The organism is Streptomyces sp. NPDC048338, assembly GCF_043201055.1.
Lineage (GTDB): Bacteria > Actinomycetota > Actinomycetes > Streptomycetales > Streptomycetaceae > Streptomyces.
In genome coordinates this window covers 163,258-186,536 of sequence record NZ_JBICYQ010000009.1, presented here as the reverse complement: position 1 = coordinate 186,536, position 23,279 = coordinate 163,258, and the positions used below count along the sequence as shown (strand labels likewise).

Here is a 23,279-nt window from a genome sequence, read left to right as displayed (position 1 = left end):
TCACACGGGGCCCGCCGCCAGAGAAGAGCGAAAGGCACGAGGTGACGGACTCCATGGCCGACATTGAGCGCATCGGAGTGGTCGGCTGCGGCCAGATGGGTGCGGGCATCGCGGAGGTGTGTGCCCGCAGCGGTCTCGAGGTGAAGGTCGCCGAGACCACCGGCGAGGCGCTGGAGATCGGTCGCACGCGGCTCCACAACTCGCTGACGAAGGCCGCCGAACGCGGCAAGATCAGCGAGGAGGAGCGGGACGCGACGCTGGCGCGGCTCAGCTTCACCACCGACCTGGGCGAGTTCGCCGACCGCGACCTCGTCATCGAGGCCGTCGTGGAGAACGAGCAGGTCAAGACCGAGATCTTCCAGGTGCTCGACCAGGTGATGACGCGTCCCGACGCCATCCTGGCCTCGAACACCTCCTCCATCCCCCTGGTGAAGCTGGCCGTGGCGACCTCGCGTCCCGACCAGGTCATCGGCATCCACTTCTTCAACCCGGCCCCGGTGCAGAAGCTCGTCGAGCTGATCCCGGCCCTCACCACCTCCGAGGGCACGATCAGCCGGGCGCAGATGTTCGCGGAGAAGGTGCTGGGCAAGCACGCGATCCGCGCGCAGGACCGGTCCGGCTTCGTGGTCAACGCCCTGCTGGTGCCGTACCTGCTCTCCGCGATCCGGATGTTCGAGTCGGGCATCGCGAGCCGCGAGGACATCGACAACGGCATGGAGTTCGGCTGCGCCCACCCGATGGGCCCGCTGAAGCTCTCGGACCTGATCGGCCTCGACACCATCGCCTCGATCGCCGACTCGATGTACAGCGAGTTCAAGGAGCCGCTGTACGCCGCTCCCCCGCTGCTCCAGCGCATGGTGGACGCGGGTCGTCTCGGCCGCAAGACGGGCTCGGGCTTCTACCCGTACGCCTGAGTCCCGGCGCCGGTCCGCCGGTTCCGCTTCCCGCCGTGCCGGTGGGACCGCTCCGGAGCCGCCGCGCCTTCCTGCCTCACCGTCGCACCCTCCGGACGGCCCGTTCACCCGCACAGGTACGGGCCGTCCGGCCGGTGATCCGGCGGCCCCCCGTTTCGTCCACCCGGTGCTCGGACGGCTGAGCCGCCCGGACGTCCGGGCGGCTCAGCCCAGGCGCAGGTGGTGCAGCATCAGCAGCCCCGCGGCCATGTTGGCGGCCGGGATCTCCCCGCGGGAGACCATGTCGGGGACCAGCTTGAGCGGTATCCACTCACGGCGTGAGGACTCGAAGTCGTCCTGCGGCGGCCCGATGTACGTCGCCTCCTCCGCCCAGTAGAGATGGTGCCGCGCGTCCGTGAGGCCGTTGGACGGCTCCACGGTGAGGAGATGGCGCAGCGGGCCGGGGCGCCAGCCCGTCTCCTCCTCCATCTCGCGGGCGGCGGCGGCCTCGACGGACTCGCCGTCCTCGACGACACCGGCGGCCAGCTCCCAGCCCCAGCTGTCGGTGATGAAGCGGTGGCGCCAGAGCATCAGCACCTCGTTGGCCTCGTTGACGACGGTCGCCACGGCCACCGGGCGCAGCCGGATCAGATAGTGGTCCAGGTGGCGGCCGTCCGGGAGTTCGACGTCCGCGAGGTTCACCCGGAACCAGCGGTTCTCATACACAGACTGTTCGCTAAGTTTCGTCCACTGCACGTTTCTGCCACCTTCCGATTGGTCGGTGGCAATATCGCAGCAGTCACGGGCTCACAGGGGAACGCGCAGGGCTCCGCCGATGAGTTCCGCCGCCTCCCGGGCGTCCGCGCAGTCGGTCGCCAGGAGGTGTTCCCGCACCAGGCGCAGCCGGTCACGCAGCCGCCTCGACTCCATCCCCCGCGCCTGTTCGGTCATCTCCACCGCGGTCCGCGCCGCCTCGTCGGCGTCCCCCTGCCGCAGTTCGATCTGGCACAGCATCGCCAGCCGGTGCACCCTCCCCCGGTCATGGGCGGGTGTCCCCACGGCCGCGAGCGCGTGCTCCCGCGCGGCAGGGACGTCGCCCAGGCTGAGCAGCGCCTCGGCGACCTGCACGTTGACCAGCCCGGGCTGGACGTAGCCGGTCTCGGCCGGCTCGTGGACCGGGCTGATCCGCACCGCCTCCGACTCCGCGCGCCGGATGCACGACAACGCCGCCGTGCCGTCGCCGAGATGGGCGTACGCCTTCGCCTGCATCGCGGAGAGGTCGGCGGCCAGGGCCGGGGTGATCTCCGAACCCGCCGAGCGCAGGGCCGATTCGGCGAAGGCCACGGCCTGCCGGTACTCCCCCATGAACAACGACTGGTTGACGAGCAGCGCGACCACGTAGGCGCCGAGCCCGCGGTCCCCGCTCGCCTTGGCCAGCCGCAGCGCCTGGTGGAAGTAGCGCTGCGCGAGCCCCAGCGCGTCCGAGTCGTAGGCGCAGATCCCGGCCACCGCCACCAGGCCGCCGGTGGCCCGGTGGAGCTGCCGGCCCAGGCGGTCGCTGTAGGCGCCGCGGAGCAGCGGCGCGGTCTCCGCGTTGAGGAAGCCGACGATCCGGCTGCGCGTCGCGATGCCGCCGGCCTTGCGGTACATCTGCTCGTAGTGCGCGCGGGCCGCGCGCAGCATGGTGATGTCCGCCATCGAGACCCGGGTGACCCCGTCACGGGAGACGTCGGCGTCCTCCGGCGGGTTCTCCCACTCCCACACCGGCATGACCGCGGGGGTGCCGGTGACGGCCTGCGCGCCGAGTACGTGCGGACGCTGCTGTTCGTCGGAGCGCCACAGCGCGGCGGCCCGCTCGACGAAGCCGGACAGCGAGGAGGTCTGCGACCCCCCGGGTTCGCCGGGCACGCCCAGGCCGATGTCGTCGAGGGTGACCACCCGGTGCAGTCGTCCGGCCAGCACCTCGCAGATCAGGTCCGGGACCTGGCCGCGCGGCCGCTGCCCCTTCAACCAGCGCGCCACGGCGGTGTGTTCGTAGCGCAGGGCGAGTCCGCGGGAACGGCCCGCCTGGTTCACATGGGCGGCGAGGCCGGCGTGGGAGACGCCCGCTTCGCCGAGCAGGGCGTCGAGCAGGGTGTTGGGCTGCATGGCCCCTCCGAGGATCGGTGCGCACAGCGTAGTAGAGGCCGGTTTCGCACGGGGTGTGAACGAAGTACCCGTTCTTCCCCTCCGTGCACTCTGTCGCCCTGTTGCGGCCACCGGTTGACTGAGCTCTCTCGCCGCAAGGCGAGGGGCCGCCGGCTCCCCCCCTTACAGTGCGGCGGCCCGCTCCGCGTCGTCCGCCCTGCCGATCTGCCCGACACTCCGTGGCAGGGCGGGCGACGCCGGCCTCAGGAAACCCGTCGCTCACAGGTGAGGAGAGGGTGCAGGCCGGGTACGGCGCAGCCCGGGTTCGGCGGGCTGCGCCGGCACCCGCGGCCGGTCGTTGCGGAGGACCAGCAGGGCCACGTCGTCCGCCGGACGGCCCTTGGTGTGACGCAGCAGCGCGCCGTGCACGCGGCGGACCACCGCGGCGGGCGGCGGGGACGGGTCGCGGCCCGCCTCGGCCAGGACCGCTTCGAGGTCGAAGAACCGGCCGGCGCCGTCCCGGGCGTCCTGAGCGCCGTCGGTGTGCAGGACGAGCAGGTCGCCCGGCGACAGCCGGACGCACGGGTACGGGGAGAGGTCGGCGGGCAGCGGGAACGTGCCCAGCGGCGGAAGCGGATCGCCGGTGGAGACCGCCTCGACCCGGCGTCCGATCCGGTACGGGCCCGGGTGGCCGCAGTTGAGCGCGAGGACCTCGTCGTCCGGGCGGATCTCCAGGAGCAGGACGGTGACGAACTCCTCCGCCGCCGGGTGCTCCGCGGCGCGGCCGGAGCACTCGTCGACGGTCGCCTCGCGAAGACGGCGCCCGAGGGCACGGTCGAGACGGCGCAGTACGCCGCCGAGTTCGGGCTCGTCGTGGGCGGCCTCGCGGAAGCTGCCCAGCACGGCGACGACCGCGCCGAGGGCGGCGAGTCCGTGGCCGCGGACGTCACCGATGATCACCCGCACGCCGTAGGGAGTGGCCACCGCCTCGTAGAGGTCGCCACCGACGACCGCGCCCCGGGAGGCCGAGAGCTGGCCCGCCGCGACGGTCAGACCGTCGATCCGGGGCGGCGGCGGGCGCAGCAGCGCCTGCTGGGTGGCATGGGCAATGACGCGCATCCGTCGCAGCTCGCGGGAGAGGCCGTGCCGGATCCCGAGGACCAGGCCGGTGCCGACGCCGAGGAACACGACGCCGGTCGCGACGCGCAGGGCGACCCCCGGTTGCTGGGCCGCCGGACAGGCGAGTCTCCAGGTGACGGCGACCGCTCCCCAGAGGGCGGGGAGGCCGAGCGGGCCCAGCCGGCGCAGCCGTGAACCCGGGGAGAGCGACGATCGTGAACGGATCATGCACGGCCCTTCCTGAGGCCCTGCAGCGCCCGAAGGCCCTGCGGCACACAAGGCCGCCCCTGTGGCCGCGTTGATTGTGCCGAGCGCCCCGGGCGTGGCGGAACACCCCTCGGCGATCTCACCCGAAGGAGTGAGCGCCCTCGGCGCGCCGCCCCGCGCCACCGTCTCGCCACCCGAACGGCAGACCGACGGTCGCACGGGTGAGCGCCGCAGACCCGCCTGGGCCGACGTCCTCAGGCGCCTCGTCCGACACCGCGGTCGGGGGCGCTCATGTCCCCCGTCCCGGGCGTGCCGTCGGCGAGCCCGTAGCGCAGGTAGACGGTGCCCCGGGGGCTGGCCACCGGCGGTTCGAGGAGCGTGATGTTCGTGGGCACCTCGCCCCCGTCGAACACCTTCTTGCCGACGCCGAGCACGATCGGGTGCACCCAGAGGTCGAGACGGTCGAAGAGCTTCTCGCGCAGGAGGGTCTGCACCAGGTTCAGGCTCCCGACGACCTTCACGTGCTCGTGCCGGTCACGGATCTCGCGCACCGCGGCGGCCAGATCCGGACCGAGCTGGGTCGATCCGGCCCACGAGAGGTCCGGCCTGCCGCGCGAGGCCACGTACTTCGGGACGCTGTTGAAGAGCGTGGCGATCTCGTCGTCCTCGCCGCCCTCCTGGTGCGGCCAGTAGGCGGCGAAGATGTCGTACGTCCGCCGGCCGAGCAGGAGGGCGTCCGTGCCCTCGTACGCGGCTCCGACCTGCGCCCCGGCGACCTCGTCCAGCAGAGGCGCCTGCCAGCCGCCGAACGGGAACCCCTCCGGGTCCTCGTCGGGGCCGCCGGGCGCCTGCCCGACGAGGTCGAGGGTGGTGAACAGCTCGATGTGAATGAGACCCATGCCGTACTCCCGATCGGTTGTCGCGGTCGGGAGGTGGACCTGCGGGCGCATCCGGACTCGTCGCCGCGACGCCACGGGGCTTCGCACTCGTCGACCGCCTCGCCCGGCGCGTCGGTCACCACCCGGCCGGCGGTCAGCGTGCTCGCGGCGCCCGGGAGCACGGCTCGGCAGGGAGACCGTGCGCCGTCGGCCGGGCCCGCCCGTCCGCTGCCTCGGACAGCGCGGGCCGACCGATCCGACGGGCACGGCACGGTGCCCTGCCTTCGCCGGCGGACCGGGACGCCGCACCGGCGCTCCCCCACGTTAGATCACCCACCGCGTCCGGCCCGGGTGGCGTGCCCGCGTCCGGCGGGAAGTTCCCGCGCCCATCGACGCCGACATGCCGCAGGGGGCCGGTCACGGGCGCGAACCCGGTGACCGGCCCCCTGCGGGTGCCGTGAGCGGACGCGGTCAGGCGCCGCGCAGCGTGGCGCCGGTGCGCTCGGTGGCGAGGGACACGGCCGCGTCACGCGCGGCGGTGGCCTCGTCGACCGTGAGCGTGCGGTCCGCGGCCCGGAACTTCAGGGCGTAGGCGAGGGACTTCTTGCCCTCGTCGACCTGCCCACCGGTGTAGACGTCGAACAGCCGGACGGACTCCAGCAGTTCACCGGCACCGTCGCGCAGCGCGGCCTCGACCGTGTCGGCCGGGACCGTCGCGTCGACGACCAGGGCGACGTCCTGGGTGGCGACCGGGAAGGAGGAGATCCGGGGTGCCTTCAGCGGTCCCTCGCTCGCCGCCTCGACCAGGTCCAGGTTCAGCTCCATCGCGCAGGTGCGGGCCGGCAGGCCGAGCGCCTTCACCACGCGCGGGTGCAGCTCGCCCGCGTAGCCGGCCACCTGCTCCTGGCCGTCGACGGTCACGAAGAGACCGGCGCAGCGGCCCGGGTGCCAGGGACCGTACTGGTCCTGACGGATGATCAGCTCCGTACCGGCCTCGCGGGCCACCGTGCGGGCGGCCTCGACCGCGTCCGCCCAGTCGGTCGGGCGACCCTTGCCCCACCAGCCGGCCTGCTCGCGCGCACCGGCGAGGACGACGGCGGCGTACCGGGGCTGCGCGGGCAGCGCGGCATTGACCTCCGCGATCTCCGCGTCGGTGGGCCGGCGGTCGACGGGCAGGCGTACCGTGATGCCTGCGTTCCCGGTGGCCCGGAAGACCAGACCGGTCTCGAAGAGCGCCAGGTCGTGCGAGCCGCGGCCGTCGTTGCGGCGCAGCGCCCCGAGGAGGCCCGGGAGCAGCGTCGTACGGAGCGCGGGCTCCTCGTCGGAGAGCGGGTTGACGAGCTTGACCACGCGGCGGCAGGCGTCCTCCGCGTCCAGGCCGAGCTGGTCGAAGACCTGCTCGCCGATGAACGGGTAGTTCAGCGCCTCCACGTAGCCGGCGCCGGCCAGGGCGCGGCCCACGCGGCGGTGGGTGCGCTGGCGCTCGGTCAGACCGCGGCCGGCCGGGGGCTTCGGCAGGGTCGAGGGCAGGTTCTCGTACCCCTCGAGCCGGATGACCTCCTCGGCGAGGTCGTTGGGCTCGTTGAGGTCGGGGCGCCACGACGGGACCGTGACGACCAGCTCGTCCTGGCCGTAGACGTCGCAGCCCACCTCCTGCAGGCGGCGTACGACGGTCTCGCGACCGTAGTCGACGCCCGCGACGCGGTCCGGGTGGTCCGCCGGGATCGTGATCGTGCGCGGCGCGGACGGGGCGACGATCTCGGTGACCCCGGCCTCGGCCGTGCCGCCCGCGAGCAGCACGAGCAGGTCGACGGTGCGCTGCGCGGCGGCCGCCGCGGCCTGCGGGTCGACCCCGCGCTCGAAGCGCTTGGACGCCTCGGAGCCCAGCCTGTGCCGGCGGGCGGTGCGGGCGATGGAGATCGCGTCGAAGTGCGCGGCCTCGATGACGACCTCGGTGGTCGCGCCGGCCTCCTCGCCGTGGTCGGCGATCTCCGTGTTGGCGCCGCCCATGACACCGGCGATGCCGATCGGCCCGCGGTTGTCGACGATGACCAGGTCCGCGCCGTCCAGGACGCGCTGGGCGCCGTCCAGCGTGGTGATCTTCTCGCCGTGCGCGGCGCGCCGGACCCCGATGGGGCCGTCGAGCCGGGTGCGGTCGTAGGCGTGCAGCGGCTGGCCGAGCTCCAGCATCACGTAGTTGGTGATGTCGACGGCCAGCGAGATCGGGCGCATGCCCGCCTTCTGCAGGCGCCGCGCCATCCAGATCGGGGTGCGGGCCTCCGGCTCCAGGCCGACGACGGTGCGCGCGGTGAAGCGGTCGCAGCCGATCGGGTCGACGATCTGGACCGGGTAGCCGTACGAGTTCGGCGCCGGCACGTCGAGCAGCGCCGGGTCGCGCAGCGGCAGGCCGTAGGCGATGGCGGCCTCGCGGGCGACGCCGCGCATCGAGAGGCAGTAGCCGCGGTCGGGCGTGACGGCGATGTCGAGGACCTCGTCGTACAGCTCCAGGAGCTTGGTGGCGTCGATGCCGACCTCGAGCTCGCGCGGCAGCACGATGATGCCGTGCGTGCCGTCGTCACCCATGCCGAGCTCGTCGCCGGAGCAGATCATGCCCCGGGAGACCCGGCCGTACGTCTTGCGCTCGGCGATCCGGAAGTCACCGGGGAGCACGGCGCCGGGCAGCGCCACGACGACCTTGTCGCCCTCGGCGAAGTTCCGGGCGCCGCAGATGATCTCCTGCGGCTCACCGGTGCCGTTGGCCTGGCCGACGTCGACGGTGCAGAAGCGGATGGGCTTCTTGAACTCCGTCAGCTCCTCGATGGTGCGGACCTGGCCGACGACGAGCGGACCGGTCAGGCCGGCGCCGAGCTGCTCGACGCTCTCGACCTCGAGGCCTGCCGAAATGAGCTTGGCCTGGACGTCGCGTCCGGTCTCCGTCGCCGGCAGGTCGACGTACTCCCGCAGCCAAGAAAGCGGGACCCGCATCAGATCTCCATCCCGAACGGCCGGGTGAACCGGATGTCACCCTCGACCATGTCTCGCATGTCATCGACGTTGTGGCGGAACATCAGCATCCGCTCGATTCCGAACCCGAAGGCGAAACCGCTGTACTTCTCCGGGTCGACACCGCAGGCGACGAGCACCTTCGGGTTGACCATGCCGCAGCCGCCCAGCTCGATCCAGCCCTCGCTGCCGCAGGTGCGGCAGGGGCGGTCCGGGTTGCCGACGGACTCGCCGCGGCAGACGTAGCAGAGCATGTCCATCTCGGCGGACGGCTCGGTGAAGGGGAAGAAGTTCGGCCGGAGCCGGGTCTTCATGTCCGGCCCGAAGAGCGCCTGGACCATGTGGTCCAGGGTGCCCTTGAGGTCGGCCATGGTGAGGCCCTCGTCGACGGCGAGCAGCTCGATCTGGTGGAAGACCGGGGTGTGCGTGGCGTCGAGCTCGTCGGTGCGGTAGACGCGGCCGGGGCAGACGACGTAGACCGGGGGCTCCCGGTCGATGAGCGTGCGGGCCTGCACCGGGGAGGTGTGGGTGCGCAGCACGACACCGGACTCGTCGCCGGTGGTGGCCTTGCCGTCGGCGCCGGTGCCCTCGACGAAGAAGGTGTCCTGCATCTGCCGGGCCGGGTGGTCCGGGACGAAGTTCAGGGCGTCGAAGTTGAACCACTCCGCCTCGACCTCGGGGCCCTCGGCGACCTCGTACCCCATGGAGACGAAGACATCGGCGACCCGCTCCATGAGCGTGGTCAGCGGGTGGCGGGCGCCGGCCGGGACGCGGTCGTACGGAAGGGTGACGTCCACCGCCTCCTCGACGAGGACGCGGGCGTCGCGCTCGGCCTCCAGCTCGGCCTGGCGGCCGGCCAGGGCCTTGGAGACGGCGCCGCGGGCCTGGCCCACGAGCTTGCCGGCGGCGGCCTTGGCCTGCGGCGGCAGCGCGCCGATCTCCCGGTTCGCGAGCGCGAGCGGCGAGGTGCCACCGGTGTGCGCGACCTTGGCGTGCGCGAGCGCGTCGAGGTCACCCGCGGCGGCGAAGGCGGCGAGCGCCTCGTCCCGCATGCGCTCGATCTCTTCCGGTTTCAAGGCCTCGACCTCGACGGGGTCGTACGACTTATTGGGTGCGGACATCTCTTCCCGTGCTTCCGTTTGGCTGGCTGGGCGCGGCCCCGCTCGACGACAAGGGCGCAAACGTGCCAAAGGTCGAGTCTAACGGGGTGCGAGGACGCGAATGAGCCCGTGGGCTGCCCGGACGGCTCGTGATCTCGTCAGGCGAGATGGGCCGGGGTGCCGACGGGCAGGATAAATCGGAACTCGGCGCCGCCCCGGGGGCCGCGTCCGACGGTGATCGTTCCGCCGTGGGCCTCGACGATGCCCTTGACGATGTAGAGGCCCAGGCCGGTGCCACCGCGCTTGCTCCCCCGCCAGAAGCGGGTGAAGACACGGCCCATCGACTCCTCGGGGATGCCGGGGCCTTCGTCGCTCACGGTGACTGCCGTACCTTTCTCGTCGTCCTGCAGCAGGGCGGGTGCCACCTCGATGGTGACGGTTCCCTCGCCGTGCCGCACCGCATTTTCCAGCAGGTTGCCGAGCACCTGGTCGACCTTGTCCGGATCGGCCCACAGATCGGGCAGCCCGGGCATCACGCGCACGAAGAACCGGTCCGGGGACTGGCCGCCCGTCGTGTGGGCCTGGATGTGGCGGCCGACGGCCGCGGCGACGTCCACGGGCTGCCGGCGCACCTCCAGCCGCCCGGAGTCGATCCGGGAGATGTCGAGCAGCTCGGCGATGAGCCGGGTGATGCGGCCGGCGTCGGCGTCGACGGTCTCCAGCATCAGCCGCTTCTGGTCGTCGGTGAAGCGTTCCCATTTGGCGAGGAGGGTCGCCGTGAAGCCCTTGACCGAGGTCAGCGGGGAGCGCAGTTCGTGGGCCACGGTGGCGATGAGCTCGGCGTGGCTGCGCTCGGTGCGTCGGCGGGCCTCGGTGCCGCGCAGGCTCACCACGACACGGCGGACCGGTCCCGTGGGGTGCTCGCGGACGTAGCGGGCGGAGACGAGGACCTCACGGCCCCCGGGCAGGAGGAGGTTGCGCTCGGGCTGGCCGCTGCGGGTGGCCAGCCCGCCGTACGGGTCGGTGAGGGGCCACCAGCGCCGGCCCTTCAGGTCCTCCAGGGGCAGGGCCTGCTCCAGCGGGAGGCCGAGGGCCTGACTGCGGGACACCGAGGCGATGCGGCCGGCGGCGGCGTTGAAGCAGACGATCCGGCCGGTCTCGTCGGCGACGACGAGACCGTCGGGCAGGTCGTCGGGGTCGATGCCGGGGAGGCCGTGCACGCCTCCGCCGGGCGCCGGGCCGGGGATCCCGGTCCCGTCCGGATCCGATGCCTCCGGGTGCTCCGGGTCTCCCTGGGCACGCGGCGGGGCGCCGTGTGCTTGTGCGGGACTGTCCGTGCCGACCGTCATCCCCGTTCCCCCACCCCTTCGTGTAGCGCAGTGGGCCCCCGAGCCCGTCACCCTACTAGGTGGAGGTGTCCGAATGGACCCCCTCAGGCGGTGGTTCGGGTGCGTTGGGCACGCGCGGAGGCGTACAGGCACACCGCGGCGGCCGTCGCGAGGTTGAGGCTCTCGGCCTTGCCGTGGATCGGCACGCGCACCACGGCGTCCGCCAGCGCGCGGGTCTCCTCCGGCAGGCCCCAGGCCTCGTTGCCGAAGACCCAGGCGGTGGGGCCGCCCATGGTGCCGGCGTCCAGTTCGTCGTCGAGGTCGTCCTGGCCCGCCCCGTCGGCGGCGAGGATCCGGACGCCCGCGCCCTTGAGCCCGGCGACGGCCTGCTCGACCGGGATGCCGACGGCGACCGGGAGGTGGAAGAGCGAACCGACCGAGGCACGGACGGACTTGGGGTTGTACAGGTCGACGGAGGCGTCGGTGAGGACGACCGCGTCGGCGCCGGCGGCGTCGGCGCAGCGCAGCACGGTGCCGGCGTTGCCGGGGTCGCGGACGTGGGCGAGGACGGCCACGAGCTTGGGCCGGGCGGCGAGGATCTCCTCGAAGGGCGAGTCCAGGAAGCGGCAGACTCCGACGAGACCCTGCGGGGTCACGGTCTGGGAGACCTCGGCGAGCACGGCGTCGGAGGCGTGGTGGACGCGGGCTCCGGCCGCCAGCGCGGCCGCGATGATCCCGTCGTAGCGCTCGGCGGCCTCGACCGTGGTGAAGAGCTCGACGAGCGTCGGTGCGCCGTCGCCGCCGCGGTGCGCGACGGCCTCGCGGACGGCCTGCGGGCCCTCGGCGATGAAGAGGCGGTCCTTGCCCCGGAAGTTGCGCTTGGCGAGCCGGCGGGCGGCGACGACGCGCGGCGAACGCGGGGAGATCAGCTCGGGGGTACCCATGGGGTCGGCGGCTTCTTTCGGGGTCCGGGGCGGGTGAGGGGCGGGAGGTCGGGGGAGCGGTCGGCCGGAGCGCCGGGGCGCGCGGGGCGCCGTCCGCACGGCGCACTCCTGGGGCACGCCGGAGGGCCGCCCACCGGGTCCCGTGCCACGGCGGGGGCCGGACGGGCGGGCGGACCATGTCCGCCTCGCCGCGGCGCCGGGAGACGTCCGTCGTACGGCTCGGACGGCTGTCGTACCCGGGCGCCGTACGGCCCGGGGCCGGCTGCCGTCCCCGGGAGGCACGGGGGCCGGGCGCCGGTCCGATGCCTGCGCCCGGTCAGGCCGTCACGCGGTGACGTGCTCCGAACGCGACCGGACCCGCAGGCCCGAAGGCCTGCGGGTCCGGTGCAGAAGATCTGCGGCCTGGAAGATCAGGCAGCGGCCTTCGGGGCGTTGACGTCGGCCGGCAGAGCCTTCTGCGCGACCTCGACCAGCGCGGCGAACGCGTTGGCGTCGTTGACGGCCAGCTCCGCGAGGATCTTGCGGTCCACCTCGATGTTGGCGGCCTTCAGACCCTGGATGAGGCGGTTGTACGTCATGCCGTTCTGGCGGGCAGCGGCGTTGATGCGCTGGATCCACAGCTGACGGAAGTCGCCCTTGCGCTTCTTGCGGTCGTTGTAGTTGTAGACCAGGGAGTGGGTGACCTGCTCCTTGGCCTTGCGGTACAGGCGCGAACGCTGACCGCGGTAGCCGGAGGCCGCCTCGAGGATCGCCCGGCGCTTCTTGTGGGCGTTGACTGCCCGCTTGACGCGTGCCACTTGTTAACTCCTTGTAGCGGGGCCGCGGTTGGACTCACACGACCCGGAAATGATGGGGGCCCGGACTGGGCCGGTGGTTCTCGGTCACCGAGAACCGGAGATCAGTCAGATGCCCAGCATCTTCTTGATCTTGGCCGCGTCGCCCGGGGCCATCTCGGCGTTGCCGGTGAGGCGACGCGTCAGCTTGGACGACTTGTGCTCGAGCAGGTGGCGCTTGCCGGCGCGCTCGCGCAGCACCTTGCCGGAGCCGGTGATCTTGAAGCGCTTCTTGGCACCGGAGTGCGTCTTGTTCTTCGGCATAGCGCCGTAGTCTCCTCGTCAGTGGCACTCCCCCGGTGCGGGCACCGGACAACCGGGAGCGTCAGTTCTTCGTTTGGTGGTTCCGGGCGAGGCCCGGGGCTGCCTGGGGGGCAGCCCCTCGGGTCACGCCTCGGGGTTCTCGACCGGTGCGTCGGCCGGAGCCTCGGCGGCCGGGGCCTCGACGGTCTCGGCGGTGTCGTCGGAGGCAACGCCCTGACGCTCCGCCTTGCGTGCGGCCTGGGCCTCACGCGCCTCGGCCATGGCCTCGGTCTTCTTCTTGTGCGGGCCGAGAACCATGATCATGTTTCGGCCGTCCTGCTTCGGGTTGGACTCGATGAAGCCAAGCTCCTCGACGTCCGAAGCCAGCCGCTGAAGCAGCCGGAAACCAAGCTCGGGGCGGGACTGCTCACGACCACGGAACATGATCGTGATCTTGACCTTGTCGCCCTGCTTGAGGAACCGGACGACGTGACCCTTCTTGGTGTCGTAGTCGTGCGGGTCGATCTTCGGCCGGAGCTTCATCTCCTTGATGACCGTGTGCGCCTGGTTCTTGCGCGCCTCACGGGCCTTCATGGCCGACTCGTACTTGAACTTCCCGTAGTCCATGAGCTTGCACACGGGCGGACGGGCGTTCGCCGCGACCTCGACCAGGTCGAGGTCGTACTCCTGTGCGAGCTCCAGGGCCTTGGCAAGCGGAACAATCCCGACCTGCTCGCCGCTGGGACCGACAAGTCGCACCTCGGGAACGCGAATCCGGTCGTTGATGCGGGGCTCGGCGCTGATGGATCCTCCTCGGTAGCACCACGCGACCGCCTGGCGGACGGACGCGTAACGTCTGTTTCAGGTGACCAACCGCGCCGGTACATGAAAAATGCCCCGGACGGGACACAGGCGGGGCTCCACGGAAATACCGGAGCACCGCCGCGGTCAACCGCGGGGCGCACATCGGGCGGCTTCCATCGTCCGTACGGAACGATGGGCGCCGCCTGACCGGTGACCCGCCGCCCGTGAGAGCGGCCAGGTGGGAGATCGGAGCCTCCACTTGTGGGCCGGGCACATAGGTGTCCGGCCGGTCGTTACACAAGGTTAGCATCGCTCGGGACGGTTTGCTAACCGAGGACCACGCGACGGACGGGGACCGCCCCGGCTTATCGTGTGGGCATGAGCGAAACGCCCCACACCGACTCCCCTGACTTCGACGACATGACCCGTGACATCGCGGAGGTTCCCGCGGTCGAGGTCATCGTGACCGTCGCGGTCAACCTGATGAGCGCCGCGGCCGTGAAGCTCGGACTGACCGAGGACGGCGAGGCCCACAAGGACCTCGACGAGGCCCGCAAGCTGGTGCACGCCCTCGCCGGTCTGCTGGACGCCGGCGCGACGGAGATCAGCTCCTTCCACGCGGCGCCGCTCCGGGACGGTCTGAAGTCCCTGCAGCTGGCCTTCCGCGAGGCCTCGATCATCCCCGACGAGCCGGGCCAGGGTCCGGGCGAGAAGTACACCGGACCGGTCTACGGCTGACGACCGGAGCCGGCCGGCCGGGTGCACCCCGCGAGGTGCGCCCGGCCGCCCCGGCTACTCCTTGACGTAGAAGGGCTCGCCCGGAGGCGTGGCCGAGGCCGGCAGCAGTGCCAGGTCGAGACCGCGCACCAGGCGGGCCCTCAGTGTCTCGTCGGCGGCGAGCGCGCGGGCCACCCGCTGGGCGGCCTCGGCGGGCGCGGCGTCCCCGGCCAGCACGAGGGCGAGGGTGCCGTCGGCGGCGCCCGGGCCCAGGTGGGCCCGCAGGACGGCGGGCTCGGCCGCGACGGCGGCGCGGACCGCTTCGCGGACGGCGGGGTCGTCCAGCGGGTCCGCGCTGGCGCGGCCTTCCGCGAGGGCCAGCAGCGCCGGTCCCGTCACCTGGTACGGCACGGGTCCGGCCAGGTCGAGGACCAGGGTGTCCGCCTTCTCGTGCGCGAGGGCCTGCAGGGCCTGGTGCAGCGGGACGGCGACCGGGCGTGCGGCCGGGTCCCACAGGGCGAGCGAGGCGATCGAGGTGAACGCGGGCAGCGCGCGCCGGTCGCCCGCGGTGAGCGTCGGCACGGCCATGTCACTGGTCTTCTCGCTGCGCAGTCCCGTCACGGGGTCGACCTCGACCTCGCCGAGGACGGCGACGACCGGGACGAGCAGACGGGCGGTGCCGAGTGCCTCCAGGACGGGGCCGTGGGCGGCCCGGTCCTCCGCCCACGCGGCGAGCGCCGCGGCGAGCCGGGGGTCGGCGGTGCCGTCGTCGTCGGAGAAACCGGGGTCCGGAATGTTCTTGAGCGCCACGCGACGAGCCTAACCGGCCCGCGGTGGGGCCTTTCCCGGCGGGTGGCCGGTGCCAGGCGGACACGCGGCGGGCGCCGCAGCAGAATGGTCGTGCCCGCCGGCGCGCCCGGTGGGCCGGCGCCGTTCCCGGACGGGGTGCGGGGCCGTCCGAGGCCGCCGCCCCGTCGCGGCCGCGCTTCCGGGGGAGACGTCAGCAGTGACCGTATGGATGGATCTCGACGCCGTGCTCGCCGGGGCCGTGGCTCCGGTCGTCGCCGGGAGCGACGCCTCGCTCTCGGTCGCCGTGCTCGACCAGGCGAGCGGACGGACGGCCTCGTACGGCGGCGAGGGGCGGACCTACGACACCGCCAGCGTCGTCAAGGTCGACATCCTGGCCGCGCTGCTGCTGCGCGCGCAGGACGAGGCCCGTCGGCCGGCACCGGCGGAACTCGGTTGCGCCGCCGCCATGATCGAGCACAGCGACAACGACTCCGCGACCACGCTGTGGCGGACGATCGGCGGTGCCGGGGGCCTCGACGCGGCCAACGCCCGCCTCGGGCTCACGCGGACGACGGGCGCGCGGGCGTGGGGCCTGACCCAGACGACGGCACGGGACCGGCTGGCCCTGCTGGCGGCGGTCTTCGGCACGGACTCGCCGCTGACGGCGGACTCCCGCGCGTACGTGGCCGGGCTGATGGAGCGGGTGGTGGCGGGCCAGGACTGGGGTGTCTCCGCGGCGGCCGACGGGCCGCGGGACACGGCGCTGAAGAACGGATGGCTGCCGCGGGACGCCACCGGCCTGTGGGACGTCAACAGCATCGGGCGGATCACGGCGGGCGGGCGCGTCCGGCTGGTCGCGGTGCTCTCCGACGGTCACCCGACCCGGGAGTCCGGGATCGCGCTGGTGGAGCGGGCGGCACGGGCGGCGGTCTCGGCCCTGGCCGCGACGGACGCGGCGGGCGCCGGCGGCGGCACCGACGCGGACGACGGAACGGGCGGGGACGGGGCGGTCAGCGGAACGGCTGGGGCGGGCGCGGGGCGCTGAACCGTCCGCGCCACAGGACGACCGCGGCGGCGAGCAGCAGCGCGCCGAGGCCGCCGGCCGCCGGGGCGAGGAACCCGATCGGCCGGTCCTCGTCGGCGTCGGGCAGCGGTCCGGGCCCGAAGTACTGCCCGCTGTACCCGGCCGAGGCGGCCTTGGGGTCGGCCCCCTTGAGCCGGTCTCCGGCCTCGATCGCGGCGGCCGGGTCCACGGTGCCGTACCCCTTGGCGTCGCTGCGGCCGCCCTTGGGGCTGTTGCGGGCGGTGTCGACGAGCAGCTGCTTGACCTGGGCGGGCGTCAGGTCGGGGTGGGCGGAGCGGACGAGCGCGACGGCGCCGGAGACGAACGCGGCGGCGGCGCTGGTGCCCCAGCCCTCGTAGTAGCGGCGGTCGGGGTCGGCGATGACGATGTCGACGCCGGGGGCGCTGACCGTGGCGTACCAGCGGCTGGTGGAGAAGGAGGCGTGGGTGCCGAAGCGGTCGACGGCGGTGACGGCGATGACGCCCGGGTAGGCGGCGGGGTACGAGACGTGGTCGCCCTTCTCGCCGCCGTTGCCGGCCGAGGCCACGACGGAGACGCCCTTGGCGAGGGCGTACTGGACGGCGGCGTCCTCCCCGGAGTCGGGGTGGGCGGACTTGGAGTCGTCGCCGAGGGACAGGTTGATGACGTCGGCGCCGTGATCGACCGCCCAGCGGATGCCCTCGGCGAGGGCCGTTCCGCGGGACTTGCGGGCCTTGTCCCGGGACTTGTCGGTGCCTTCGAGGATGACGCGGACGGGAAGGATCTTCACCTGCGGCGCGACGCCGAGGACACCGTCCTCGCGGCCCGGCCCGTGGCCGTGACCGGCGATGATGCCGGCCATGGCGGTGCCGTGCCGGGCCCAGGCGCGGTCGCCTCGGGCGGCGCCGAAGCCGATGAGGTCGTTGCCGGGCAGGACGGAACCCTCGAGGTCGGGGTGTTCGGAGTCGACCCCGGTGTCGAGGACGGCGACGGTGACCCGCTCGCCCTGCGTGGTGCGCCATGCCTCGGTGGTGTGCAGGGCCTCCAGGCCCCATTGGCGCGCGCGGATGGTGTCGGCGTACGCGGGGGTGGTGATCGCCGGGAGGACCGCGAAGGCGCTCGCGAGGAGCGCCGCGGAGAGGGCGCGGGTGCGGCGGCGGGTCACCGGTCGTTCTCCTTCGCGGCGGCGGTGGCCGCCTTGCGCAGTCCGCGTTCGACGCGGTCGGCGACGCCCTTGGCCTCGTGGCCGAGACCGGCCTCGGCGGGCGCGGTCGTCTGTCCGGCGGCCATGGCCTGGTCGGCGGGCTGGGGGGTGTCGACGCGGCGGCCGTCGGCGAATCCGGAGACGGAGTAGACGACGACGGGCAGGTCGGGCAGGGCACGCGTCCACCAGCTGGCGCGCTGTCCGTCACCGAAGCGGGCGGCGACGGTGCCCGGGCCGGCGAGCGCGGGAGGGAGGTCGGCACCGATCCCGGTGCCGAGGGCGCGCATGGCCGCGGGATCGGCCTGGGTGAAGACCAGGCCGACGGTGATGACGCTGGAGGAGGTGGCGTCGGTGTACGTGGCGCGCAGGACGCGGTCGCAGCCGACGGGGCGCAGGGAGGTGAGGACGCTCCGGGGCAGCGTGGTGGTCGAGCAGGGGGCGTCCGGGGCGACGACGACCCGTGTCCAGGCGCGGGCGGCGGTGCCGGGACCCGCTCCCGGGCCCGCGAGTGTGCGGGGGAAGAGGGTGTCGACGGGGACGCTGTGCCACAGGGTCCTGGCCTCCTCGAAACCCGTGGGCTCTTCGGGGCGGCCCGCGTCCGTGGCGGCGAGGACGGTGCCGGCGATCGCCCCGCCGATCAGCCCGAACCCGAGCACGAGACACACGCCGGCCGCGACGATCCGCTTCGTGTGCCGCTCGCGTATGGGCCGGAGGCGCGTGGTGGTCTCGCCGGGCGTCTCGGGCGGCGCGGTGTACGGGCGGTAGGCGCCGTAGGTCCCGTAGGACTGCTCGGGGTGCCGGTCGAACGGGATGGTGGAAGCGGGCCGCGGGTACGCCGCCTGCCGCGCGTCGGACGCGGGGGCGGCCTGCGCGGACCGGTCCGCCCGCGCGGGCGAGGGGGCGGGGTCGGTGTCGCGGACGGGGCGCAGCCGGGTGGTCGTCTCGACGGCGGGCGGCTCGGCCGGGTGCGGCGGGCGGGTGCCGGGCGTGCCGGTGGCGGGCGCGGGGCCGGCGGAGCGCGGGGTGCCGACGGGCCGGGACGGCTGCGCCGGGGCGCCGGCTCCGGGGGCGGGCGTGCCCGGCTGCCGTGCGGGGCGGGTGGGCGTTCCGGTGCTCGGCGCGGAGGCGGTGGCCGCGGCACCGGCCGGGCGTACCGCCGGCGGGGCGGCGGGCGCGGGCGGGAGTGCCACGGGCGCGGCGGGCGCGGGCAGGGGAACGGCGGGGCGGGGCGGCGCGACCTCGGGCGGGAGCGGCGCCGAGGCCGGGCGCGGCAGGGCGGCCGTCCGCTCCGGGGCGTCGGCGCGCGGAGTGACGGCGGACGCCGTCGGCCGGGCACCGTCGGCGCGCGGCCCGGGTGCGGCCGGCGCGGGGCTCGCCGCGGGGCGCGTGCCCTGGGCGGGAGGTGCCGGGGGCTGCGGCGGGGTGGACGGGGGGAGCAGTGCGTCGGTGATGCGGGACGCGGGGTGGTGCGAGTCGGTCGTCATCCCCGTCCCCCTGGTCGTGCCGGCAATGCCCGTCACTCTACGGGCTGTTCCCCGCTGCACGGGAACCCAGGGGCTACCTCTCCGTAAACCGGTCTGGCAAGCTCGGGCCATGACTCCCCGCGCCGCCGACCGGGCCCGGTACGACCGGGCCACCGCCCACCTCGACGCGCCCGTGGCGATCGTCGACCTGGAGGCGTTCGACGCCAACGCCGACGACCTCGTCCGCCGGGCGGGAGGCAAGCCGATCAGGGTCGCGAGCAAGTCCGTGCGGTGCCGGGCGCTCCTGGAGCGGGTCCTCGCGCGGGAGGGCTTCGCGGGGATCATGTCCTTCACGCTCGACGAGTCGCTGTGGCTGGCCAGGGCCGGCTTCGAGGACGTGCTCCTCGCCTACCCGTCCGCCGACCGTGCCGCGTTCGGCGCCCTGGCGGGCGACCCCAAGCTCGCCGCCGCCGTGACGGTGATGATCGACGACCCGGCGCAGCTCGACCTCGTCGACCAGGCCCGCGCGGGCGGCACCGAGGAGATCCGGGTCTGCCTGGAGCTGGACACCTCGCTCCGGATGCTCGGCGGCCGGGTACGCGTCGGGGCGCTCCGTTCCCCGCTCCGCGAGCCCGCCCAGCTGGCCGAGCTGGCCCGCTCGGTGGCGCGCCGCCCCGGCTTCCGGCTGGTCGGCCTCATGGCGTACGAGGGGCATGTCGCCGGGGTTGGGGACGCCGTCGCCGGGCGGCCGCTGCGCTCCCGCGCGATCCGGCTGATGCAGGCCGCCGCCCGCAAGGAGCTCGCCGCGCGGCGGGCAGCCGTCGTCCGCGCCGTGCGGGCGGTGGCGCCGGATCTGGAGTTCGTCAACGGCGGCGGAACGGGCAGCGTGCAGCACACGGCGGCCGAGGACGCGGTGACGGAGATCGCCGCCGGTTCGGGTCTGTACGTGCCGCGGCTCTTCGACAACTACACGTCCTTCACGGGACGCCCGGCCGCCCTGTTCGCGCAGCCGGTGGTGCGCCGCCCCGGGGTCGGCGTGGTCACCGTGCTCGGCGGCGGCTACCCCGCGTCCGGGGCCGCGGGCCCGGACCGGCTGCCCGTGCCGTACCTGCCGGAGGGTCTGCGCTACGACCCGCAGGAGGGGCCGGGCGAGGTGCAGACGCCGCTGCTCGGCTCCCCCGCCGACGACCTGCTGATCGGCGACAAGGTGTGGTTCCGGCACGCGAAGGCCGGGGAGCTGTGCGAGCGCTTCGACAGCCTGCACCTGGTGGAGGGCGACCGGATCACCGCGACCGTGCCGACCTACCGGGGCGAGGGCCGCACCTTCCTCTGACGCCCGGGCCCGGACCCCGGCCGGGGTCCGGGCGACCCGGTCAGGAGCGGGGGCTCATCGACGTGCCCACGCCGCCGCCGGTGGTGCTGCCGATGGGGAGGATGTTCTTCGCGATCTCGTCCATCTCGGCGAGCGGCGGGCCGTCCGGGCCCGCGTCGAACGCGAAGCGCACGACGACCGGCGCCTCGCTGCCCGTCGGGGAGGGGAAGACCAGCGACTGGACGTAACCGCCGGGGCCCTTGCCGGTGGTGACCTGCCAGCGCACCAGGAAGCCGGTGCGCCCGGCGACGGCGACGGACCGGGCCGCGATCTCCTTGTGGGAGCGGATGCCGCCGTAGAGGTCGTTGCCGAGGACGTCCTCGTCGAAGGCGGCGACGGTGGCGAGCGGGATGTCCTCGCGGGCGATCGCCTCGGGCGTGCCGGCGGCGGTGCCCGTGGCCGTACGGGAGCTCACCGTGCCGTGCCGGCAGTCCCGGTCGGGCGCGCCGGGGCAGGGGTGGTCGCCGACCGTGGTGACGGTCGGGACGTCGCCGCCCCGGTACTCCGGCTTCTCCCAGCCCCGGACGATCGGCAGCGTGATGCCGTTGAGCTGGTCGGTGACGCGGGTGGCGTCCTCGGCGGTCGCGGTGGCGGACGGGGTGCCGCTCGTGGCCGGCGCCGGGGAACCGCTCGTGCTCGCCGCAGGCGGGCCGGACGTCACGGGGGTGTCCTCGTCGCCGCCGAGGACGACGACGGTGGCGACGACCGCCGCGGCCAGCACCAGCGCCGCCGCCCCGAGGGCGACGGCCCGGCCACGACGGGCGGACGGCGCGGGGCCGGCCACCGGCATCGCGGTCGTCACCTGCGGGAAACGGGTGTGCGCGGTCCAGGCCGTGCCGTCCCACCAGCGTTCGACGGTGGGCATCGCCGGATCCGGATACCAGCCTGGTGGTCCCCCCACGCCGCCGGGCGTGGGGGGAGGAGTCGTCATGCTCATCCCGTCACCCTAGGGGCGTCCTGTCGAAGCCACGCCGTCGGGTTCATGAGCCGTACACGGAGTCCGTCTGGTCAGGGACGACGCTGCCGTCGGACCGCCGGACCGGTTGCGCCGTGCCGTCGCCGCCGGTGTAGCCGGTGGTGGCGCACGGATAGGGGGCGGTCTTCCGCTTCTTGGGCTCGATGAACATCGGGTTCACGATCCAGCGGCCGTCGGCGTCGTCGTAGGCGCGGCACATCAGTTCGTTCTTGTTCCGGTTGAGGACGAGCCGCAGGCCGGTCGCGTCGCGCAGGAAGGAGACGTCGGTGTCGGAGTCGCCGGCCGCGAACACCTGGCGCCGTGCGGCCGGCCCGATCCGCTCGGCTGCCGGTCCGCGGACGCCGAAGACCTCCTGGTTGATCCAGCAGCGTTTGCCGTCGATGTACGTGATCATGGTGTCCTCGCCGTCCCGTACGCCGCCGCAGCCGGCCAGGTGCGCGGTGAGCCTGCCGCGTTCGGTGGTGTTGCGGATGCCGAGGGTGCGCGACGGCGCGATGCCGACGCCCTCGGCCCAGACCTCGACGACCGGTTCGGGCGAGGCGGAGGCGATCCAGACGTCGAAGCCGGCCGCGCGCAGGGTGCGGACCAGGTCGCGCTGCTGGTCGTAGTAGCGGACCCAGCCGGTGACCGTGCGGGTGCCGACCTGCCGGGTGGCGCCGACGGGAGCGGCCAGGTTCTCGGCCCGGGCGGCACGGGCGAAGGAGGCGACCTGGTCACGGGTCCAGCCGCGCAGCAGCTGGGCGAGCCAGGCGTACTGGGGTTCCGTCCGGCGGTGGTCGAAGCCGGCGAACGCCGGGTCGCCCGAGGTGGTGGCACCGTCCGCGTACACGGAGAGGATCTCGTCGGCGCAGCGGGTGTCGGTGCCGGTGGGCAGGGTGCGTGCCGGGCGGGCGGGGGCGGGGCAGGCGTCGGTGAGGGCGGTGGCCGCCCGCGGGGTGAGGTGGCGGCTGGTGGCGGCCCAGTCCCCGTTCTCGGGCGGGCGGATGCGGCTGTTGCGGAGCAGCCAGTACATGGTCGCGTCGCCGACGTCGTTCTTGACGACCGTGTTGTCCCAGTCGAAGACGGCGACGGGCCTGGTCCGTGCCGTGCGGGCCCCGGCGGCGCAGTGGGTGTCGATCAGCCGCTGGAGCCGGGCGCGGTTGTCGCCGTACCAGCCCTCGGAGGTCCGCAGCGTGGGGCACGCGGCGGGCTTCGCCTGGGCCGGCAGGGCGGTGAGCAGGCCGGCGACGACGGCGGTCACGGCGGCGAGCACGGCCGGCCGGCGGATCGGATGGTTCACGAGCAGGCTCCTGTTCTGCGGACGACTCTCTGCGGACGACTTCGCTGCGCGGCCCTTCTGCGCGGGGCCTTCCTGCGCACGACAGCCGGGCGCCTCACGACGCCCGGCTGTCGGGTGGGGGGCCGGGACCCCGCGCGAACGGGGACCCGACGTGTGTGGGGGCGGGGGCGGGTTCCTACAGGGGAGTCACGTAGGCGCCCGAGATTCCGCCGTCGACGAGGAAGTCGGTGGCGTTGACGAACGAGGAGTCGTCGCTGGCCAGGAAGGCCACGGCGGCGGCGATCTCCTCCGCCTCGGCGAACCGGCCGACGGGGATGTGGACCAGGCGACGGGCGGCCCGCTCCGGGTCCTTGGCGAACAGCTCCTGCAGGAGGGGGGTGTTGACCGGCCCCGGGCACAGCGCGTTGACCCGGATGCCCTCGCGGGCGAACTGGACGCCCAGCTCGCGGGACATGGCGAGCACGCCGCCCTTGGACGCGGTGTACGAGATCTGGCTGGTGGCCGCGCCCATGACGGCGACGAAGGACGCGGTGTTGATGATCGACCCGCGGCCCTGCCGCCGCATGTAGGGGAGCGCGGCCTTGCAGCACAGGTAGACCGAGGTGAGGTTGACGTCCTGGACGCGCTTCCACGCCTCCAGTCCGGTGGTGAGGATGGAGTCGTCGTCGGGCGGCGAGATGCCGGCGTTGTTGAAGGCGATGTCGACGGAGCCGTAGGTGTCGAAGGCGGTCTTGAACAGCGCCTCGACCTGCTCGGGGTCGGTGACGTCGACCTTGACGAACGTGCCGCCGACCTCCTCGGCCGCGGCCTTGCCGGCGGTCTCGTCGATGTCGCCGCAGACGACGTGGGCGCCTTCGGAGGCCAGACGGCGGGCGGTGGCGAGGCCGATGCCGCTGCCGGCCCCGGTGATGACGGCGGTCCGGCCGACGAGGCGGCGGCAGACGATCGAGTCGGTCAT

At 73.9% G+C, this 23,279-nt stretch carries 21 protein-coding genes; 4 read left to right on the top strand and 17 right to left on the bottom strand.

Annotated elements, in window-relative coordinates; translation table 11 throughout:
* The first annotated feature begins 53 nt into the window (after positions 1–53).
* Complete coding sequence (locus ACGFZF_RS21930; protein WP_393556466.1) at positions 54–914, top strand: 3-hydroxybutyryl-CoA dehydrogenase; 861 nt, start codon at positions 54–56, stop codon at positions 912–914.
* A gap of 204 nt (positions 915–1,118) precedes the next feature.
* Here the strand turns inward: ACGFZF_RS21930 and ACGFZF_RS21925 are convergent, their stop codons facing one another.
* The 11 genes from ACGFZF_RS21925 to infC all read right to left on the bottom strand — a co-directional run bounded on the left by ACGFZF_RS21925 (position 1,119) and on the right by infC (position 13,479).
* Positions 1,119–1,649 carry an NUDIX hydrolase gene (locus tag ACGFZF_RS21925; RefSeq protein WP_393556464.1) on the bottom strand — a complete coding sequence of 177 codons (531 nt, stop codon included), beginning with the start codon at positions 1,647–1,649 and terminating at the stop codon, positions 1,119–1,121.
* A gap of 51 nt (positions 1,650–1,700) precedes the next feature.
* Entirely contained in the window at positions 1,701–3,041 is a 1,341-nt protein-coding gene (locus tag ACGFZF_RS21920; protein WP_393556462.1) for a transcriptional regulator, read from the bottom strand.
* Between the two features lie 258 nt (positions 3,042–3,299).
* Complete coding sequence (locus ACGFZF_RS21915) at positions 3,300–4,367, bottom strand: PP2C family protein-serine/threonine phosphatase (RefSeq protein WP_393556460.1); 1,068 nt, start codon at positions 4,365–4,367, stop codon at positions 3,300–3,302.
* A gap of 233 nt (positions 4,368–4,600) precedes the next feature.
* Complete coding sequence (locus tag ACGFZF_RS21910) at positions 4,601–5,245, bottom strand: dihydrofolate reductase family protein (protein ID WP_393556458.1); 645 nt, start codon at positions 5,243–5,245, stop codon at positions 4,601–4,603.
* Positions 5,246–5,695: 450 nt separating this feature from the next.
* On the bottom strand, positions 5,696–8,209 hold the full coding sequence (gene pheT / locus ACGFZF_RS21905) for a phenylalanine--tRNA ligase subunit beta (RefSeq protein ID WP_393556456.1): 2,514 nt from the start codon (positions 8,207–8,209) through the stop codon (positions 5,696–5,698).
* Positions 8,209–9,348 (bottom strand): phenylalanine--tRNA ligase subunit alpha, encoded by a 1,140-nt coding sequence (gene pheS / locus ACGFZF_RS21900; protein ID WP_147977185.1) that lies wholly within the window; start codon positions 9,346–9,348, stop codon positions 8,209–8,211. Before pheS ends, pheT begins: the two co-directional genes overlap by 1 nt.
* Positions 9,349–9,485: 137 nt before the next feature.
* Positions 9,486–10,676, bottom strand: a complete 1,191-nt coding sequence (locus ACGFZF_RS21895) for an ATP-binding protein (protein ID WP_393556454.1) — start codon at positions 10,674–10,676, stop codon at positions 9,486–9,488.
* 83 nt (positions 10,677–10,759) lie between these two features.
* A complete protein-coding gene (locus tag ACGFZF_RS21890; protein WP_393556452.1) occupies positions 10,760–11,599 on the bottom strand; it encodes a TrmH family RNA methyltransferase in 840 nt (279 codons plus the stop codon).
* A gap of 410 nt (positions 11,600–12,009) precedes the next feature.
* The gene (gene rplT, locus ACGFZF_RS21885; RefSeq protein ID WP_125652405.1) at positions 12,010–12,396 is read right to left on the bottom strand and encodes a 50S ribosomal protein L20; all 387 of its coding nucleotides are present in this window, start codon (positions 12,394–12,396) and stop codon (positions 12,010–12,012) included.
* A gap of 105 nt (positions 12,397–12,501) precedes the next feature.
* Positions 12,502–12,696 (bottom strand): 50S ribosomal protein L35, encoded by a 195-nt coding sequence (rpmI, locus tag ACGFZF_RS21880; protein WP_019884943.1) that lies wholly within the window; start codon positions 12,694–12,696, stop codon positions 12,502–12,504.
* 123 nt (positions 12,697–12,819) lie between these two features.
* The gene (gene infC, locus ACGFZF_RS21875) at positions 12,820–13,479 is read right to left on the bottom strand and encodes a translation initiation factor IF-3 (protein WP_393556765.1); all 660 of its coding nucleotides are present in this window, start codon (positions 13,477–13,479) and stop codon (positions 12,820–12,822) included.
* A 378-nt stretch (positions 13,480–13,857) separates the two neighbouring features.
* Here infC and ACGFZF_RS21870 point away from each other — a divergent pair, with 378 nt between their 5' ends.
* Positions 13,858–14,217 carry a DUF1844 domain-containing protein gene (locus tag ACGFZF_RS21870; RefSeq protein WP_147977189.1) on the top strand — a complete coding sequence of 120 codons (360 nt, stop codon included), beginning with the start codon at positions 13,858–13,860 and terminating at the stop codon, positions 14,215–14,217.
* A 54-nt stretch (positions 14,218–14,271) separates the two neighbouring features.
* Here ACGFZF_RS21870 and ACGFZF_RS21865 read toward each other — a convergent pair whose 3' ends face one another.
* On the bottom strand, positions 14,272–15,006 hold the full coding sequence (locus tag ACGFZF_RS21865) for an SseB family protein (protein ID WP_384873803.1): 735 nt from the start codon (positions 15,004–15,006) through the stop codon (positions 14,272–14,274).
* 196 nt (positions 15,007–15,202) lie between these two features.
* On the opposite strand from ACGFZF_RS21865, the gene ACGFZF_RS21860 reads away from it, so the two are divergent.
* Positions 15,203–16,030, top strand: a complete 828-nt coding sequence (locus ACGFZF_RS21860) for a serine hydrolase (RefSeq protein WP_393556448.1) — start codon at positions 15,203–15,205, stop codon at positions 16,028–16,030.
* On the opposite strand, the gene mycP is transcribed toward ACGFZF_RS21860, so the two are convergent.
* Positions 15,996–17,192 (bottom strand): type VII secretion-associated serine protease mycosin, encoded by a 1,197-nt coding sequence (mycP, locus tag ACGFZF_RS21855; RefSeq protein ID WP_393556446.1) that lies wholly within the window; start codon positions 17,190–17,192, stop codon positions 15,996–15,998. The genes ACGFZF_RS21860 and mycP overlap by 35 nt on opposite strands.
* A complete protein-coding gene (locus ACGFZF_RS21850; protein ID WP_393556444.1) occupies positions 17,189–18,715 on the bottom strand; it encodes a hypothetical protein in 1,527 nt (508 codons plus the stop codon). The genes mycP and ACGFZF_RS21850 overlap by 4 nt, the downstream gene beginning before the upstream one ends.
* 109 nt (positions 18,716–18,824) lie before the next feature.
* On the opposite strand from ACGFZF_RS21850, the gene ACGFZF_RS21845 reads away from it, so the two are divergent.
* Complete coding sequence (locus tag ACGFZF_RS21845) at positions 18,825–20,027, top strand: amino acid deaminase/aldolase (RefSeq protein WP_393556442.1); 1,203 nt, start codon at positions 18,825–18,827, stop codon at positions 20,025–20,027.
* Between the two features lie 40 nt (positions 20,028–20,067).
* Here ACGFZF_RS21845 and ACGFZF_RS21840 read toward each other — a convergent pair whose 3' ends face one another.
* The 3 genes from ACGFZF_RS21840 to ACGFZF_RS21830 form a co-directional block, all read right to left on the bottom strand.
* On the bottom strand, positions 20,068–20,997 hold the full coding sequence (locus tag ACGFZF_RS21840) for a DUF2510 domain-containing protein (protein WP_393556440.1): 930 nt from the start codon (positions 20,995–20,997) through the stop codon (positions 20,068–20,070).
* 49 nt (positions 20,998–21,046) lie between these two features.
* Entirely contained in the window at positions 21,047–22,321 is a 1,275-nt protein-coding gene (locus ACGFZF_RS21835) for a haloacid dehalogenase-like hydrolase (RefSeq protein WP_393556438.1), read from the bottom strand.
* Positions 22,322–22,496: 175 nt separating this feature from the next.
* Positions 22,497–23,279, bottom strand: a complete 783-nt coding sequence (locus tag ACGFZF_RS21830) for a 3-oxoacyl-ACP reductase (RefSeq protein ID WP_393556436.1) — start codon at positions 23,277–23,279, stop codon at positions 22,497–22,499.

What these genes read in the sequence shown, in the direction of transcription:
- pheS (WP_147977185.1), bottom strand. Translation starts at nt 9,348, where the DNA reads ATGTCCGCACCCAATAAGTCGTACGACCCCGTCGAGGTCGAGGCCTTG.
- ACGFZF_RS21895 (WP_393556454.1), bottom strand. Translation starts at nt 10,676, where the DNA reads ATGACGGTCGGCACGGACAGTCCCGCACAAGCACACGGCGCCCCGCCG.
- ACGFZF_RS21920 (WP_393556462.1), bottom strand. Translation starts at nt 3,041, where the DNA reads ATGCAGCCCAACACCCTGCTCGACGCCCTGCTCGGCGAAGCGGGCGTC.
- ACGFZF_RS21850 (WP_393556444.1), bottom strand. Translation starts at nt 18,715, where the DNA reads ATGACGACCGACTCGCACCACCCCGCGTCCCGCATCACCGACGCACTG.
- pheT (WP_393556456.1), bottom strand. Translation starts at nt 8,209, where the DNA reads ATGCGGGTCCCGCTTTCTTGGCTGCGGGAGTACGTCGACCTGCCGGCG.
- ACGFZF_RS21915 (WP_393556460.1), bottom strand. Translation starts at nt 4,367, where the DNA reads ATGATCCGTTCACGATCGTCGCTCTCCCCGGGTTCACGGCTGCGCCGG.
- ACGFZF_RS21870 (WP_147977189.1), top strand. Translation starts at nt 13,858, where the DNA reads ATGAGCGAAACGCCCCACACCGACTCCCCTGACTTCGACGACATGACC.
- ACGFZF_RS21830 (WP_393556436.1), bottom strand. Translation starts at nt 23,279, where the DNA reads ATGACCGACTCGATCGTCTGCCGCCGCCTCGTCGGCCGGACCGCCGTC.
- rpmI (WP_019884943.1), bottom strand. Translation starts at nt 12,696, where the DNA reads ATGCCGAAGAACAAGACGCACTCCGGTGCCAAGAAGCGCTTCAAGATC.
- ACGFZF_RS21840 (WP_393556440.1), bottom strand. Translation starts at nt 20,997, where the DNA reads ATGACGACTCCTCCCCCCACGCCCGGCGGCGTGGGGGGACCACCAGGC.
- ACGFZF_RS21845 (WP_393556442.1), top strand. Translation starts at nt 18,825, where the DNA reads ATGACTCCCCGCGCCGCCGACCGGGCCCGGTACGACCGGGCCACCGCC.
- ACGFZF_RS21910 (WP_393556458.1), bottom strand. Translation starts at nt 5,245, where the DNA reads ATGGGTCTCATTCACATCGAGCTGTTCACCACCCTCGACCTCGTCGGG.
- ACGFZF_RS21890 (WP_393556452.1), bottom strand. Translation starts at nt 11,599, where the DNA reads ATGGGTACCCCCGAGCTGATCTCCCCGCGTTCGCCGCGCGTCGTCGCC.
- ACGFZF_RS21930 (WP_393556466.1), top strand. Translation starts at nt 54, where the DNA reads ATGGCCGACATTGAGCGCATCGGAGTGGTCGGCTGCGGCCAGATGGGT.